The following is a 15,624-nucleotide window of genomic DNA, read 5'->3' as shown; positions in this document are numbered from 1 at the left end:
AGGCATGGAAAGGGAAGCACGGATGAGCGATGCGACACCGGAGGTCGCCGAGGCGGGCCGGACCATGCATATCGGCGAGCTGGCCGAGCGCACAGGCCTGTCCCTGCGAACGATCCGTCACTACGACGAGGTCGGTATCCTCCCGGCGACGTCCCGCACCGAAGGCGGGTTCCGCGTCTACACCGAGAACGACCTCGAGCGGTTGATGGTGATCCGCCGGATGAAGCCACTGGGCTTCACCCTCGAGGAGATGACGGACCTCCTCTCCGTCCTGGACGCCCTGCAGCTGGAGACGGACCCGGCGGCGGCCGATGAGCTGCGCGCACGCCTTGCCGCCTTCCGGGACACGGCCGTCGAAAGGCGGGCCAAGATGGTCGAGACCCTCGCCCGCGCCGACGAGTTCATCGACGTCCTCACCCGCTACTGACCCAATACCCCGGCATCATCGCGGCGTCATCGGCGGCGTCCGCACCAGCCATGTGCTCATCGCCTACCGCGGTGGGGTCAGGCGGTCAGCCAAGGGTAGCGGCTGCCAAGAAGATTGGTGATGCGGGTCAGAGCCTGGGCCTGGGCGTCGGTGACGACGGTGCGACGCGACAGTGCGTAGGCAAAGGCGCCGAGTCTGATCCTGTAGCGTGCGGCGAGCTCTGAGTGGGGGGCGGCGCAGAGGGTGTCGACGGCTCGGACCATGTCTCGCATCTCCTCGATTCTGAAGTTGAGCACGTCCATGTGCGTCAGGATTTCCAGAAGCATGGTCTGGTCAACGCCGAACAGGGGGCCCTCGCCTGGGTCGATGGTCACCGGTTCGATGATGTGCAGCAGCAATAGGTTCTCGATCACGTCCTCAGGAACGCCGCTGGTGAGCGATGTGTCCTTCAGGTCCATAAGAGTTGTTGTCGGGGCGGTCTTTTGGCTTTCCATGGTTGTCCTCCACTTGGTGACGGGGTTCTGACTATGGGTTCTCTGGCTTTCTGTGCGAGGGCCTCGAGTCCTTAGGGGCGTCCTGCGCTTTACAGGGCAGGCTTCTGGCTGGGGGTGCGCGGTGCGGTGGCCGTCCACCCGGTGGTCGCGAACAGCTGGTCCTCGAAGTAATCGGTGAGAGTTTCGACGTACGTGCGGGTGAGGTGGTCCAGGTCCATGTACACGAAGACATTGCCGACGACGGCCGGGCAGGTGGTGTCGGTGCAGTATGCCGGTGTGAGGTCCAATGAATGCACGAGCGGTTCCCGGGCCGCGATCGCTTCGACCGGATTGACGGGTAGGAGCGCCTGACCGCGGGGGGTGTTGCACTGCGGTGCGTCCTGCCCGTGGAGCTCGACGCATTCGAACATGTTGATCGGGAAGCGGGGATTGTCCCGGATGGCGAGGACTTCGATGCCGTCCTCGAGGAAGACACCGATGCCTTCTTCCCAGGCCGGGACGAGGAGCTCGTGCGGTTCCTCGGCCGTGCTGAGGGTGCCGTGGGTGATGACCGCGTCGGGCTGCAGGTCCAGCACGTACTCGCGGGCGGCGTCATTGCGCGCATTGCATGCGTCATCGCGGGTGTCGGACTCCGCTCCGTAGCGGCAGGCGTTGCGGAGCAGGGTGATCATCCGCCACTGGTTCTTCTCGGCGATGTGGGTGAGTGCGGGCATGAGTTGGTTGGCGTGCGAGTCGCCGAGGACGACGACCGTACGGGTTGCCTGCCCGTCGGGTTCGATCTGGTGGCAAGTCTCCAGCGCCTCGTCCTGAGGCCGGTATCCGCCTTCGCAGGAGGGCCCCGCCTTGCCCCATTCAGCGCCCAGATCTGTGGCGGCCGGCACCAGCGCGGCGTCCGGTAGGGTCGCGTGCTCCTCGGGTGAGAGGAGCGCTTGCGCTCCGGGGTTCAGCGCCGCCGGTTGCTGTGCGAGTTGCTCCTCCTTGATGCTGATGCGCGTCTCCCAGCCGGAGAGGGGAACGGCGACGATCAGGGCGCAGCCGACGGTGAGCAGGGCGTTGCGTCGCTTGCGGCGGTGCACCCACGACCAGCCCTGCAAAGGACGCTCGACCAGGCGCATCGTGCCCCACGACAGGGCCGCGGACAGGGCGATGATCAGGGCGCCCTCGCCGAGGGACACGGCGCTGGTTCCAGTGGTGACGAGGTAGGTGATCAGGATCGGCCAGTGCCACAGGTACAGGGCGTAGGAGATCCGCCCGACCGACAGGACCGGTGCTGCACTGAGGATCCGGTCGATGCCGAGCGGGTGACGGGGCTGTTGTCCCTGTGGGCCGGCGGCGATGACGGCGGCGGCACCGAGGACGGGGATCAGGGCGATCCAGCCGGGGAACTGGTTCTCGACCTGCACGACGAGGCCGCAGGCGATGATCATCAGGATGCCGGCCCAGCCCAGGGCCAGCCGGGTCAGTCGGTTCAGGTTCAGGTGGGGCAGGGCCAGGGCCAGCAGGGATCCGGCGGCGAACTCCCACAGCCTCGCCCGGGTGTCGAAGTACGCGAAGGCCTGGTTCGTCGTCGTCTGGTGCACCGAGAAGGCAAGCGACACGGCGAAGATCAGGGAAAAGACCGTTCCTGCGACCACGGTGAAGGAGAACCGGGTGCGCCGGGCGGCGAGGATGCAGCCGGCCAGGATCAGCGGCCAGAGGACGAACACCTGGCCCTGGATGGACAGGGACCAGAAGTGCTGGAACGGACTGGCCGTCGCGGCGTCGGCTGCCTGGTAGTCCACGGCGCCGAACGCCAGGTCCCAGTTCTGCACATACAGCAGCGACGCCCAGGCGTGTTCGATCAGAGTGCCCCACCTGACCTGCGGGAAGAATGCGATCGATGCAAGGACGGTTGCGAGCAGGACGACCGCGGCCGGCGGCAGGAGCCGCCCGAACACGCGCGTCCAGTACGTGCGCAACCCCAGCGGGCCCGCCGTGGAGCGGCGGGCGAATGAGGCGGTGAGGAGGAACGCGGAGACGAGCAGGAAGACGTCCACTCCGCCCGATACCCGTCCCAGCCACACGTGATAGACCACGACCAGGACGAGGGCGACCGCGCGGAGGCCCTGCACCTCCGGCCGGAAAATGCCCGACGAATCGGCCGGCGTAGCTGTAGGGAGGCGCCCGGGACTGGGTGGTGTTCCGGGTTGTTGGACTGTGTGCGATGTCGTCAAGAGGTGTCTCCTACCCGTGGTGGGGACCGGGTGATCGTGCCGGGTGAGTCGTTGCGGGGGCTGTAAGGCGACCACGAGTGGTGGCCGAGGGCATCGGGGTCGCAGGCCGCCCGCAGCATGAGGGCCGGGGTCGGCGACGAGGGTCCCGGATCTGCCGCTGATCCTGAGGCTGTGGTGTCTACCCCGGCTGCTGAACCGCGGGCTGAATGGGGTGCTGGAGGCTGGTGGATACCTGGATGATGAGGTCATCGGCGCGGTCGAGGTCAGCCGCGAGTTTTGTCCGGCGCCGGCGCGCTTCCCCGAGCAGGGTTTCCATCGCGTCGAGATTCACCAGCCCGTGGTAGCCCGAGCGTGCTGTGAGGACGTCGAGGAGCTCACCGATTTCCTCGAGGCTGAATTTCAGGGCACGTGCCTGACGAATAAGGGTCAGCCTGGTGGAGTCGTCTTCCGAGTAGACCCGGAACCCTCCATCGGTGCGCCCGCTGGGGCGCAGGAGTCCGATCTCGTCATAGTGGCGCAGCGTGCGCAGGGACAGGCCTGTCCGATCTGCGAGCTCACCGATATGCACGGAAAATCCTCCTGATCGCTTGGCCTGCCCCACACGCCCAACTCTACCATTACGTTAGAGTACAGTTAAGCATGGGCCTGATGGCCCCTTCCTTCTTCCCGGACGCAGCGTCGCGTCCCCACCTTCTTCACCACCGAGGGCAGCCAATGCGCCCTCCTGATCCCTGGAAGGGGACTCCCATGGCTGTTGCCACCACCGCTCCGCCGTTGACGCCCGAGGACCGCCAATCCGTCCGGCGGACCCTGCGCGCGCCGCGCCTCCTGCGCACCGAGGTCCTCGCCGGCCTCGTCGTCGCCCTGGCACTGATTCCCGAGGCCATCGCGTTCTCCCTCATCGCAGGTGTCGACCCGCGGATCGGTTTGTTCGCCTCCTTCACCATGGCGGTATCCATCGCGTTCCTCGGCGGCCGCCCCGCCATGATTTCCGCGGCCACAGCCGCGACGGCCCTGGTCATCGCGCCGCTCGTGGCCAGTCATGGAATCGATCACTTCATTGCCGCGGTCATCCTGGCCGGAGTCTTCCAGGTGCTTCTCGGCGTGCTCGGGGTCGCGAAGCTCATGCGGTTCATCCCCCGCTCCGTCATGGTGGGCTTCGTGAACGCCCTGGCCATCCTGATCTTCACCTCCCAGCTGCCCGAGCTCCTCGGGGTTCCCTGGCTTGTGTACCCGATGGTCGCCGTCGGACTGGTCATCATCTTCCTGCTGCCGCGTATCACCCGCGCGGTTCCCGCACCCCTGGTCGCGATCGTCGTCGTCACCGCGGCCGCGGTCGTCTTCGCGATCACCGTCCCCACCGTGGGAGACAAAGGCGAGCTGCCCGAGAGCCTGCCGTTCCTGTTCTTCCCGAACGTGCCGCTGACCCTCGAGACCTTCCAGATCATCGCCCCGTTCGCGGCCGGCATGGCCGTGGTCGGTCTGATGGAATCGCTGATGACCGCGAAGCTCGTCGATGACGTCACCGACACCCGGTCGAACAAGACCCGCGAATCGTGGGGTCAGGGCGCGGCGAACATCATCACCGGGTTCTTCGGCGGCATGGGCGGCTGCGCGATGGTCGGCCAGACCATGATCAACGTGAAGGCTTCCGGAGCGCGCACAAGGCTTTCCACGTTCATGGCCGGACTGTTCGTCCTCGTCCTCGTCGTCGCCCTCGGTGACGTGGTCGCCCTGATCCCGATGGCCGCCCTGGTCGCGGTGATGATCTTCGTGTCCATCGCCACGTTCGATTGGCACAGCATCCAGCCCGGAACGCTGAAGCGGATGCCCAAGAGCGAGACGACCGTCATGCTCGCCACGGTCATCGTGACGGTCTGGACGCACAACCTCGCCATCGGCGTCATCGTCGGTGTCCTCGTGGCCATGGTCGCGTTCGCCCGCCGGGTCGCGCACTTCGTCACGGTCGAACGGACCGTAGAGGAACACTTCGGCGTACCCGTCGCGAAGTACGAGGTGTCAGGTGAGTTGTTCTTCGCCTCCTCCAACGACCTCTACACGCAGTTCGAGTACGCCGAGGACCCGGACACCATCGTCATCGACATGTACGGATCCCACCTCTGGGATGCATCGACCATCGCCGCGCTGGACGCGATCACCGCCAAGTACGACAGCTACGGCAAGAGCGTCCAGATCGAGGGCCTCAACATCGCGAGCCTCGCCATCCGCGAACGCCTCGGTGGGCACCTCGGCGGCGGCCACTGACACCAGAAGGGCCGGCCCCGGGCGGATTGCCACCGGTCGACCTGAACCATCCCGCGGCCCGGCTGGTCGATAGGGTCGAAGCAAGCACACGGCACAGACCTTCGACCCACACGTACTCCGCAGGAAAGACAACCGATGCCCGCAGTCAACGGGGCCACCACAGCACGTGCACTACCGACAACAACTCCCCGCCGCTCATGGTGGGGAGTTGTTGCCGCCGGAGCGCTCATCAGCGCCGCCACAGCACCGGGACAGACCGCCGGCCTGTCCCCGCTCACCGACCCGCTCATCGAGGAGCTCGGGATGTCCCGCACGGACATCTCCTTCAGCTACCTCCTCGGCACTCTCGCCGGCGCCGTTGCGTTGCCGTTCATCGGTCGCGGCATCGACAGGTGGGGTGCCCGGAAGGTCATTCTTGTTGCAGTGACCGCATTCGCCATCGCCCTGCTGGGTTTGAGCTTCGTCAGCGACATCTATGGGCTCACTGCGGGCTTCGTGATCCTGCGCATGGCCGGGCAGGGAACGCTGACCCTCGCGGCGACCACTGCCGTCGTCAAGGCCGTCCACCACCGGCGCGGGCTCGCCGTCGGACTGGTCTCCGCAATCGGGTCCGCCGGGATCTCCCTGACCCCGATCCTCGTCGAACGTCTTGTCAGCAGCGGTGGCATCGCCCTGGCTTGGCGTATCCAATCCATTGCCGTGCTCGTCATCGTCCTGCCGATGATCCTGTTCCTGCCCCGCCACCAGGACCACACGCAACCGCATCCGCTGACTCGACCGTTGCACGCACTGCCGACACCGCAGGCGATGTCGGCCGAGCCCGACGTCGAACATCAACCGTCATCAGGTTCTACCGTGTGGGCGACGAAGGACGCCGTCCGAACACCGATTTTCTGGGTCATCGCCGCAGCGTTAGCGGCCACCGGCATGCTGTCGACCGCCCTGGCCTTCCATCAAATGTCCATCCTCACCACTCAGGGGCTGAGCACCACCGAAGCGGCCGCGAACTTCATCCCGCAGACCGTCACCGCGATCCTCGCGACCCTGACCGTCGGTGCGGTGGCACACAGGCTCGATCCGCGCCACGCGCTCACGGGATCCATGGGGCTTCTCGCCGCAGCGCTCTGCTTCCTGCCCCTGATCACCGGCTTCGGCCTCGCCGTCGTCTACGGGCTCATCCTGGGCGCCGCCGGCGGTGCGATCCGCGCCATCGAACCGATCGCTCTCGCGCACTACTTCGGCACGGACAGCATCGGCGGCATCCGCGGCATCATCACCTCGATCAATGTCGGCTCCACAGCCCTCGGCCCGATCCTCTTCTCCATCGGCCGCGACATCACCGGCAGCTACACAGCCCCCAGCCTGATCGCCGCGCTCATCCCCGTCACGGTCGGGACGGTCGCTCTGTGCTGCCCTACGCCGGGCGGTCCTGGCGTCCACCGGACGACGTCACGCCTGCCCCATACCTGGCCTGAAATGCGCAGGAGGGTCAGACGCCGACGACGGTGAGCCATCCCGCGAGCGCGAGCAGGGTGATGACGAGGACCGGGATGGTGAGCACGATGCCGGTGCGGAAGTACTGGCCCCAGCCGATGTGGATGCCCTTGCGGTCCAGGACGTGGAGCCACAGGAGGGTCGCGAGGCTGCCGATGGGTGTGATCTTCGGGCCGAGGTCGGAGCCGATGACGTTGGCGTAGATCATCGCCTCCTGCGTGAGGCCGGTGGCGCCGGCGGACCCGATCGCGAGGGACGCGATGAGGACGGTGGGCATGTTGTTCATCAGGGACGCGAGGACGGCGACGATGACACCGACGCCCAGGGCGGTGATCAGGACGCCGTCGGAACCGACGGCCGAGAAGACGCCGGCCAGCTCGTCGGTGAGGCCCTGGTTCCGCAGCCCGTACACGACGAGGTACATGCCGAGGGAGAACAGGACGACCTGCCAGGGCGCTTCCCTCAGGATCCGCGGCACCGAGATCCGGGCCGCCGGAGCGGGCACCGCCGCTGTCCCGTCAGCCGACGCCTGCAGGTCTCCGTTGGCGTCGGCGGGGCCCGCGTGGGAGGCAGCGGATGCGAGGGGGCCGGCCGTGGTCCGGCGCCCGATCCCCGCGGTCTCGTAGTCGAGGTCTTCCGCCCGATCCGCGGCGTGCGGTGATCCCGGTGCTCCGTGCTGCGTGTCGGGGGCGCCGGCGGGGGTGCTCGTGCGCGGGAAGAGGAAGGCGGGTCGGCGGGAAGCGACGATCATGAGGACGACGGCGCCGAGGCCGGCGACGGCGGAGAGCGGGATGTGCAGGGCTTCCGCGGCGAAGTAGCCGATCAGCAGGACACCGAGGACCACCCAGCCGGTCCTGAAGGTCAGGGGGTCCGCAATCGCGGATCTCGGGGTCGCGAGGACGGCGACGTCGTAGTGGCGCGGGATGGCCTTCCGGAAGAACAGGAGGAGGACCCCGAGGCTGGCGGCGACCGACACGAGGCCGACCGGGACCATGACGAGCGCGTAGCGGGCGAAGCTGATGTCGAAGAAGTCCGCGGTGACGATGTTCACCAGGTTCGACACGACCAGGGGGAGGCTGCCGGCGTCGGCGATGAACCCGCACGCGATGACGAACGCGAGGGACGCCCTGGCCGGGAACCTCAGGGCGAGCAGCATCTGGATGACGATCGGGGTGAGGATCAGCGCCGCTCCGTCGTTGGCGAACACTGCCGCGATCGCTGCTCCGAGCAGGACGATCAGGGTGAACAGCAGGTGGCCGTTGCCCCGCCCCCACCGGGCGACATGCAGCGCGGCCCAGGTGAAGAATCCGGACTCGTCGAGGATCAGCGAGATGATCACGATCGCCACGAACGCGAAGGTCGCGTTCCAGACGATGTCCCACACGATGGGGATGTCCGACAGGCTCACGACGGTGGTGAGGAGCGCGACCGCGGCCCCGCCGAGAGCGGACCAGCCGATGCCGAGGCCCTTGGGTTGCCAGATGACGAGGGTCAGGGTGGCGAGGAAGATCAGGATGGCGACCACGGTCATGGCAGCAGGACTCCTAGCAGGAGGAACTCACGAAAGAACCAGGGCAGGGACGAGCGGGGAAGTGCAGCAGGCGGGGGAGCGCTACGGGGTGGTGAGGGTGGCGTGCAGGGCGGTGACGCGTGCCAGGATGTCGTCGCGGACCAGGCGCATGCGGTCGATGCCGTCGATCCCGCGTTCGCTGGGCTCGTCGGTGGTCCACCGTTCGTAGCGTGTGCCGTCGACCTCGTCGATCTGCGCTTCGGGGCCGAGGATCACGACGACGTCCGCCCGGCCCTGGTCCTCGGCGGTGACCTGGCGCGGGGTGTTCCGGCTGATGTCGACCCCGACCTCGGCCAGGACCTCGGCGGAGAGGGCATTGACGGCGGAGCCCGGCCTCGACCCCACTGACGCCGTCGTAACCGAGTCGCCGGCGACCTTGTCCATGAGGCCGGCCGCCATCTGGGACTTGCCGCCGTTCTTGACGCAGACGAACAGGACGGAGGGCTTGTCCGCTTTGAAGCTCACAGGGGTCTCGATTCGTGGTGGAGGGCAGCGGCGTGAGGGGGTGTCACCGGGTCTCGATGAGGACGCCGGCGAGGGAGTTCAGGGCCCCGGGCACCAGGGAGTAGTACGCCCAGACACCTCGCTTCTCGCGGTGCAGGATGCCGGCGTCGACGAGGATCTTCAGGTGATGGGACACCGTCGGCTGGCCGAGATCCAACGGCTCGGTGAGGTCACACACGCACGCCTCGTTGGCGGCGCTCGCCGAGATGAGCGAGACCAGGCGCAGCCGGTTCGGGTCGGCGACGGCCTTGAACTGCTTCGCGAGTTCCTCGGCGCGATCCGCGCTCATCGCAGGAGTCCCGGAAGGCACGCAGCAGCGACCCTCCTCGGTTTCGCCGGGGAGCGAGGCGGGAGCCGGTTCGGTTGCTGCGAGGCCCGCTGTTCCGGGCTCGGAGATGGTGGTCATGGGATCAGCATACCTGTGCATTGACATTCATCGATGTATTTCCGCATACTCGACATCGAAGCCAGTCGATCTTCGGTGGGATGCCGGTACACGAGGTGTCGGACCCGGGGCTCGGCTCCTCCTCTCCATCCAGACGCCCGGCCCTCCGGCACGAGGCGAAGAAGCAAGGACCATCATGAGCACCGAGACAGCAGCTACGACGACCACCGATCACAGGAAGCCCTCGGTCCTGTTCGTCTGCGTCCACAACGCCGGTCGGTCACAAATGGCTGCCGCGTACCTGAGCCACTTGTCCGAGGGGCGCATCGAGGTCCTCTCCGCCGGTTCGCAGCCCGCCGACCAGGTCAATCCCTCCGCGGTCGAGGCGATGAAGGAGGAGGGCATCGACATCACCGCCGAGACCCCGAAGATCCTCACCACCGACGCCGTGAAGGCCTCCGACGTCGTGGTCACCATGGGCTGCGGGGACGAGTGCCCCTACTTCCCCGGCAAGCGGTACGAGGACTGGGTCCTCGAGGATCCGGCAGGCAAGGGTGTCGACTCGGTCCGTCCCATCCGCGACGAGATCAAGGGACGCATCCAGCAGCTCATCCGCGAACTCCTGCCCACCGGCGCCGGAACACCGGGCACCAGTACCACGGCCTGACCTCGCCGCAGCACATGGAGCGGCACACCAGCATGACCCCCGATTCGAGAGGCACTGCCATGACGGACGTCCAGAGCGAGAAGATCATCGTCGTGGGCTCCGGCCCCGCCGGGTACACGGCGGCGATCTATGCCGCCCGGGCCGGCCTGGCGCCCAGGGTCATCGCGGGTGCCGTCACCGCGGGTGGGGCGCTGATGAACACGACGGAGGTCGAGAACTTCCCCGGCTTCACCAGCGGTATCCAGGGCCCCGAATTGATGGAGAATCTCCGCCGGCAGGCCGAACGCTTCGGCGCCGTGATCGAGTACGACGACGCCGCGAGCGTGGAGCTGACCGGGAACCTCAAGACCGTCACCACCCTCAGCGGCACGCCGTACCAGGCGCCCGCGGTGATCCTCGCCACCGGCTCCGCCTACAGGGAACTCGGCCTGCCCGACGAGAAGCGCCTGTCCGGCCGGGGCGTGTCCTGGTGCGCGACCTGCGACGGGTTCTTCTTCCGCGGCCAGGACATCATCGTCGTCGGCGGCGGGGACTCCGCCATGGAGGAAGCCCTGTTCCTCACCCGCTTCGCGGACACGGTCACCGTCGTCGTCCGCGGTTCTGCGCTGCGTGCGTCGAAGATCATGGCGCAGCGGGCCCTGGACAACGAGAAGATCCGCTTCGAGTACACCAGTGCCATCACCGCCATCCATGGGGATGCGAAAGTCACCGGCGTCACCCTCTCGGATACCGTGACCGGTGATGCCCGCACCATGGCTGTGACCGGGATCTTCGTGGCCATCGGCCACCTTCCGCGCACGGATCTCGTCGACGGACAGGTCACCCTCGACGACGACGGGTACATCGTCGTCGACTCGCCCACGACCCTCACGAACCTCCACGGCGTCTTCGCCTGCGGCGACGCCGTGGATCACCGGTACCGGCAGGCCATCACCGCCGCAGGCTCCGGCTGCGCCGCAGCCCTGGACGCCGAACGGTACCTCGCCGCACTCGAGGACGCCCCCAGCATCGCCACCGCACTCATCGAGGAGACCGCCCATGCCTGACATCACCGACGCATCGACCACCATCGCGACCGACCTCCCGGTCGCTGTCATCGGCGCCGGACCGATCGGCCTGTCCGCGGCGGCCAACCTCCTCGAGCGGGGGCTCACCCCGATCGTCTTCGAACAGGGCGACAGCGTCGGTGCCGCGATCCGGCAGTGGGCTCACATCCGCCTGTTCTCGCCCTGGCAGTACGACATCGACCCCGCAGCCCGTCGCCTGCTCGAGCCCACCGGATGGGCCGAGCCACGCCGGACCGCCCTGCCGTACGGGCGTGACCTGGTGGAGTCCTATCTCGAACCCCTCGCCGCCGTCCCGGCCATCGCCCGGACGCTGCGGTTCGACAACACCGTCACGGCCGTCACCCGGCTCGGGATGGACAAGACCCGCACCCAGGGCCGCGATACGACGCCCTTCCTCGTCCGCGTCACCGGCCCCGAGGGCACCATCGATCACACGGTGCGTGCCGTCATCGATGCGTCCGGCACGTGGGGTCAGCCCAACCCGCTCGGCCAGGCAGGACTGCAGGCACCCGGCGAGGACGCCGTGGCCCACCTCGTCACCTCCGCGCTGCCCGACGTCGTCGGAACCGAGCGGGCGCGCTTCGCGGGGAAGACGACCATGGTCGTCGGCGCGGGGCACTCGGCCGCCAACACGCTGATCAATCTCGGTCAGGTCGCCAGGAACGAGCCCGGCACCAGGATCCTGTGGGCCGTCCGCGGCAGCGGATCGGCCCAGCGCCTCTACGGCGGCGGGGACCTCGACGGGCTGCCCGCCCGGGGCGCCCTCGGCAGCCGCCTGAAGACCCTCGTCGGCGACGGCGTCGTCGAACTGGTCACGGACTTCACCGTCACTGGCCTCGCCCGACGTGGAACGCGTCTCGCCGTGACGGCGTCGACGCCGGACGGCGACCGCACCGTCGAGGTCGACGTCCTCGTCCCGGCCACCGGATTCCGCCCGGACCTCGGGATGCTGCGCGAACTCCGGCTCGAACTGGACCCCGCAGTGGAAGCACCGCGGGCGCTCGGGCCGCTGATCGACCCGGAGTTCCACTCCTGCGGGACGGTCCCCGCCCACGGCGCGGACGTCCTGGCGCACCCGGAGAAGGATTTCTACCTGGTCGGCATGAAGTCCTACGGACGGGCCCCCACCTTCCTGCTGGCCACCGGATACGAGCAGGTCCGCTCCGTCACCGCGGCGCTCGCCGGCGACACCGAGGCCGCGTCCCGTCTCCAGCTCGAGCTGCCCGAGACGGGAGTCTGCAGCACCGACCTCGGGGGATCCTGCGACACCCCTGCTGCCGCGGCGACGGAATCCGAGGGCACTGCCGATGCCGGATGCTGCGGCGTACCGCAACTCGTCAGCATCGGCTTCCCCACCGGGACCGCCCACGGGCGGTCGGGTGACCCTGACTACTGATCCGCCTCACAGCGGGCAGGGGGACAGGAGAGAAACCGGCGGGCGGTCCCGCCTGCCGGTCAGTGCACCAGAAAGGACAGCACGATGAGCACGTCACCGATCCCCGATGCCCCTACCGGCAGCCATGAGCACCTCCTCCACCGCATCTCCGACGAACTCGCCGCATCCTTCGACGGAGTGTTCGGTCCCGAGATGGTCGAGCGCTACGTCTTCGAGTCCTACACGGCTCTCGCCCGTACAGCGAAGGTCAGGACCTACCTGCCGATCATCACGCGTCGATTCGCCCGCGATCGTCTCTCCGCGCTCGCCCACGCCGAGGGCAAGCGGCCCAGCGGAGTCCCGGAGGTCCTCTTCGTCTGCGTCCAGAATGCCGGACGCTCGCAGATGGCTGCGGCCCTGCTGAAGGACCTGACCCAGGGATCGATCAACGTCCGCTCCGCCGGCTCGATGCCGGCCGAGCACCTCGACGGGAACGTCGTCACCGCCATGCAGGAGATCGGACTCGACCTCGGTGAGGAGTTCCCGAAGCCCCTGACCGACGACGTGGTGCGGGCAGCGGACGTCGTGATCACCATGGGGTGTGGAGACACCTGTCCCATCTACCCGGGGAAGAAGTACGAGGACTGGCAGATCTCGGATCCGGCGACGATGGACCTGGACGGAGTGCGCACCGTCCGCGAGGTGCTCACGACGCGCGTCCGGAACCTCGCCTCCACGCTGCTCACCGTGCCCTGACCGGTACGGGGCCGTGCCCGGTGCAGGCGCGGCACGGGTGTGCCCGGCCCCCACTGGCTACAGTGGGCCCATGACCGAGACATCCAGGGCGCCGCTCGGCGCCCCCGCTGACCCAGCCCCTTCCGCCCTGCGCGCGATCGTCACCGGCGCCAGTTCCGGGATCGGCGCCGCCACCGTCCGCGCCCTCCGCCGGGACGGCTGGGACGTGGTGGCAGCCGCCCGACGGCTCGACCGCCTGCACGCGCTCGCCGAAGAGACCGGGGCGACGCCGTTGGCCCTCGACGTCACCGACCAGGCGTCCGTGGACGCCTTCACGGCCGAGGTCACGGCGACCGGCCCGGTCCATGCGCTGGTCAACAACGCCGGGGGTGCCTTCGGAACGGAGCGGGTGGCCGAGGCCAGGACCGAGGACTGGGAGTGGATGTACGACGTGAACGTGCTCGGCTCCATGCGCATGACCCGGGCGCTGCTCCCGGCGTTGCGCGACGGCGGGCAGGGGAGCGTCCTGTTCCTGACGTCCACGGCGGCGCTCGCACCCTACGAGGGCGGCGCCGGATACTGCGGCGTGAAAGCGGCGCAGGAGTCGATGGCCCGCTCGCTCCGCCTCGAGGAGGCCGAGCACAACGTCCGCGTCATCGAGGTGTCCCCGGGCATGGTGCGCACCGAGGAGTTCTCCCTCAACCGGCTCGGCGGCGACCAGGGCGCGGCCGACCAGGTCTACGCCGGGGTCGAGTACCCCCTGACCGCCGACGACGTGGCTGCCGCCGTCGCGTTCACGCTCAATGCGCCGCACCACCTGAACATCGACCACCTCGTCCTCCGGCCGCTCGCCCAGGCCGCCAACCACAAGGTCCTCCGCGCCTGAGTCCCGAGCGGACAGCGCAGATCCTGTCCTGCGGCGATGGTCAGGCCCTGGGAGAGACGCCCAGCCGGACGCTGTAGTTGTCCATGGTCCCCGGCAGGGGTCGGGCCGGGTCGAGTGCCTGCCCTGCCTCCACCTGGAAGTCGTGTCCCGCCACGAGCGCTGCCAGGGCAGCGCTCGTCACGAGCAGCACCAGCTGCTTGCCCGGGCAGACCACCGGTCCGCCGCTGAAGGGAACCAGCGGCCAGCCGTCGTCCTCCTCGGTCAGCCAGCGCTCGGGCGAGAAGCTGTGCGCGCTGCGCAGGGAACGCTCGTCCCGGTGGAAGTACGGTGCGTAGATCAGGACGCCGCAATCGGCCGGCATCAGTCCCTGCTCCCACTGCACCGGCTGCGTCGTCTGCCGGAGGATCATCGGGGTGGTGGGCCACAGGCGCAGCGACTCGAGGATGCCGGCCCGCAGGTAGGGGAGGAGCCGGCGTCCCGAGGTGTCGCCGTCGACCTCCCGCCGAGCCGCGGCCATCGCCTCCGGATGGGTGGCGAGTACGGTCAGGGCACGGAACGTCGCCATGCCGGCGGGATCGAACGCGAAGAGCCACTGCGGTACCTGGTCGGCGGGCTCGGCGCCGTCGCCCTTGGGCGCGCCGGCCATCACGGAGGCGAGGCTTCCCGGCTCGGCGTTCGCGAGTTCCTCGTTGATCCGCGCCAGGAAGCGCCGGCGCGTCTTCTTCCGCACCGGCTTCATGAACGCCCAGTTCCCGTCCTTGCGCAGCCGGATCACCATGCCCGTGAGGTCCTTGTCATCGCGCGCGTGGTCGCCGAACACCACGCGCCGCACCACCCGGTACCACGCGTCCTGGAAGTCGTCCCAGGGCAGGGATCCGCTGCGGACAGCGTCGGCCAGCACCTGCCGCATCTCCTCCTCCACGACGGGCACGAACCGGTCGGCGAGGTGGTGCACGGGGTGGTCCGTGTCGAGGACCTGTTCCTGCAGGGCGCGGCGCACCGTCCGGAGGGGACCACGCGTGATCAGCACGTTGGAGGGCTGGAAGTGGGAGAGCGCCGCACGCTTCTCGCTGCTGGCCGCGGTGAACGGGTCGGGGGACTGCGCCAGGACGGTGTTGGCGTCGCCCGGCGCCAGGACGATGGCCTGCTTGCGGATCGGCAGCCTCAGCATCAGCGGACCATCCGGGTGCTTGGCGTGGATCCTCCTCACGATCCCCGCCGCCCTGGTGTCCAGGTCGAGGCGCGCTGCGAGTCCCACCGCCCACGGGCGCCGGATGATGGGGCCCTTCACGAAGGTCGGCAGGAGCACGCCGAGGAGCAGGCGGGCCGTGTCCGGGGCGGACGCGGTGGGCAGGGCGGGTGATGTCATCCTTCCACCCTGCCAAGCCGCACAGCCCACCACAACGGATTTCGGCGCGTGCGCCGGCGGCACCGGGTGTGCTTCGGCCCTTTCGACAACGATTTCGGAGCCGGGATAGACTGGATGCACAAGCGTCGACCCGGCCATCACCGGTGAGCTTCCGGAAGAAAGGCCGGCCTCCT

15 protein-coding genes are annotated in these 15,624 nt (G+C 68.4%); 8 read left to right on the top strand and 7 right to left on the bottom strand.

Annotation, left to right across the window (positions count from 1 at the left end; translation table 11 throughout):
• Positions 1-22: 22 nt before the first annotated feature.
• Positions 23-427, top strand: coding sequence for a MerR family transcriptional regulator (locus tag AC4D2F_RS03190; RefSeq protein ID WP_104165292.1), 405 nt, complete (start codon positions 23-25; stop codon positions 425-427).
• 77 nt (positions 428-504) lie between these two features.
• On the opposite strand, the gene AC4D2F_RS03185 is transcribed toward AC4D2F_RS03190, so the two are convergent.
• The 3 genes from AC4D2F_RS03185 to AC4D2F_RS03175 form a co-directional block, all read right to left on the bottom strand.
• Positions 505-885 carry a hypothetical protein gene (locus tag AC4D2F_RS03185; RefSeq protein ID WP_104165290.1) on the bottom strand — a complete coding sequence of 127 codons (381 nt, stop codon included), beginning with the start codon at positions 883-885 and terminating at the stop codon, positions 505-507.
• Positions 886-1,010: 125 nt separating this feature from the next.
• Positions 1,011-3,032: an acyltransferase family protein gene (locus AC4D2F_RS03180; protein ID WP_258069689.1), complete on the bottom strand. Its 2,022-nt coding sequence runs from the start codon at positions 3,030-3,032 to the stop codon at positions 1,011-1,013.
• A gap of 280 nt (positions 3,033-3,312) precedes the next feature.
• Complete coding sequence (locus tag AC4D2F_RS03175; RefSeq protein ID WP_490909468.1) at positions 3,313-3,735, bottom strand: MerR family transcriptional regulator; 423 nt, start codon at positions 3,733-3,735, stop codon at positions 3,313-3,315.
• Between the two features lie 146 nt (positions 3,736-3,881).
• Here AC4D2F_RS03175 and AC4D2F_RS03170 point away from each other — a divergent pair, with 146 nt between their 5' ends.
• Together AC4D2F_RS03170 and AC4D2F_RS03165 are read left to right on the top strand one after the other, a co-directional pair.
• The gene (locus AC4D2F_RS03170) at positions 3,882-5,399 is read left to right on the top strand and encodes a SulP family inorganic anion transporter (RefSeq protein WP_104165284.1); all 1,518 of its coding nucleotides are present in this window, start codon (positions 3,882-3,884) and stop codon (positions 5,397-5,399) included.
• 135 nt (positions 5,400-5,534) lie between these two features.
• Positions 5,535-6,908, top strand: coding sequence for an MFS transporter (locus AC4D2F_RS03165; protein WP_490909467.1), 1,374 nt, complete (start codon positions 5,535-5,537; stop codon positions 6,906-6,908).
• On the opposite strand, the gene AC4D2F_RS03160 is transcribed toward AC4D2F_RS03165, so the two are convergent.
• The 3 genes from AC4D2F_RS03160 to AC4D2F_RS03150 form a co-directional block, all read right to left on the bottom strand.
• Positions 6,889-8,424, bottom strand: a complete 1,536-nt coding sequence (locus AC4D2F_RS03160; protein ID WP_490909466.1) for an arsenic transporter — start codon at positions 8,422-8,424, stop codon at positions 6,889-6,891. The genes AC4D2F_RS03165 and AC4D2F_RS03160 overlap by 20 nt on opposite strands.
• Positions 8,425-8,505: 81 nt before the next feature.
• Complete coding sequence (locus tag AC4D2F_RS03155) at positions 8,506-8,928, bottom strand: arsenate-mycothiol transferase ArsC (protein WP_490909465.1); 423 nt, start codon at positions 8,926-8,928, stop codon at positions 8,506-8,508.
• A 43-nt stretch (positions 8,929-8,971) separates the two neighbouring features.
• Positions 8,972-9,256 (bottom strand): ArsR/SmtB family transcription factor, encoded by a 285-nt coding sequence (locus tag AC4D2F_RS03150; RefSeq protein ID WP_258069789.1) that lies wholly within the window; start codon positions 9,254-9,256, stop codon positions 8,972-8,974.
• A 292-nt stretch (positions 9,257-9,548) separates the two neighbouring features.
• Here AC4D2F_RS03150 and AC4D2F_RS03145 point away from each other — a divergent pair, with 292 nt between their 5' ends.
• From AC4D2F_RS03145 to AC4D2F_RS03125, 5 genes are all read left to right on the top strand, one after another.
• A complete protein-coding gene (locus AC4D2F_RS03145) occupies positions 9,549-10,019 on the top strand; it encodes an arsenate reductase ArsC (RefSeq protein WP_490909464.1) in 471 nt (156 codons plus the stop codon).
• A gap of 59 nt (positions 10,020-10,078) precedes the next feature.
• On the top strand, positions 10,079-11,065 hold the full coding sequence (gene trxB / locus AC4D2F_RS03140; protein WP_490909463.1) for a thioredoxin-disulfide reductase: 987 nt from the start codon (positions 10,079-10,081) through the stop codon (positions 11,063-11,065).
• Positions 11,058-12,482 (top strand): NAD(P)-binding protein, encoded by a 1,425-nt coding sequence (locus AC4D2F_RS03135; RefSeq protein WP_490909462.1) that lies wholly within the window; start codon positions 11,058-11,060, stop codon positions 12,480-12,482. The genes trxB and AC4D2F_RS03135 overlap by 8 nt, the downstream gene beginning before the upstream one ends.
• A gap of 84 nt (positions 12,483-12,566) precedes the next feature.
• The gene (locus tag AC4D2F_RS03130) at positions 12,567-13,217 is read left to right on the top strand and encodes an arsenate-mycothiol transferase ArsC (RefSeq protein WP_490909461.1); all 651 of its coding nucleotides are present in this window, start codon (positions 12,567-12,569) and stop codon (positions 13,215-13,217) included.
• A 70-nt stretch (positions 13,218-13,287) separates the two neighbouring features.
• Entirely contained in the window at positions 13,288-14,082 is a 795-nt protein-coding gene (locus AC4D2F_RS03125; RefSeq protein WP_490909460.1) for an SDR family oxidoreductase, read from the top strand.
• A 40-nt stretch (positions 14,083-14,122) separates the two neighbouring features.
• Here AC4D2F_RS03125 and AC4D2F_RS03120 read toward each other — a convergent pair whose 3' ends face one another.
• Positions 14,123-15,451 (bottom strand): cytochrome P450, encoded by a 1,329-nt coding sequence (locus AC4D2F_RS03120; RefSeq protein ID WP_490909459.1) that lies wholly within the window; start codon positions 15,449-15,451, stop codon positions 14,123-14,125.
• Between the last annotated feature and the right edge of the window lie 173 nt (positions 15,452-15,624).

This window comes from Arthrobacter sp. TJ-263 (assembly GCF_058269155.1).
The sequence above is the reverse complement of the archived record's forward strand: the minus strand, read 5'-3'. Positions and strand labels throughout refer to the sequence as shown.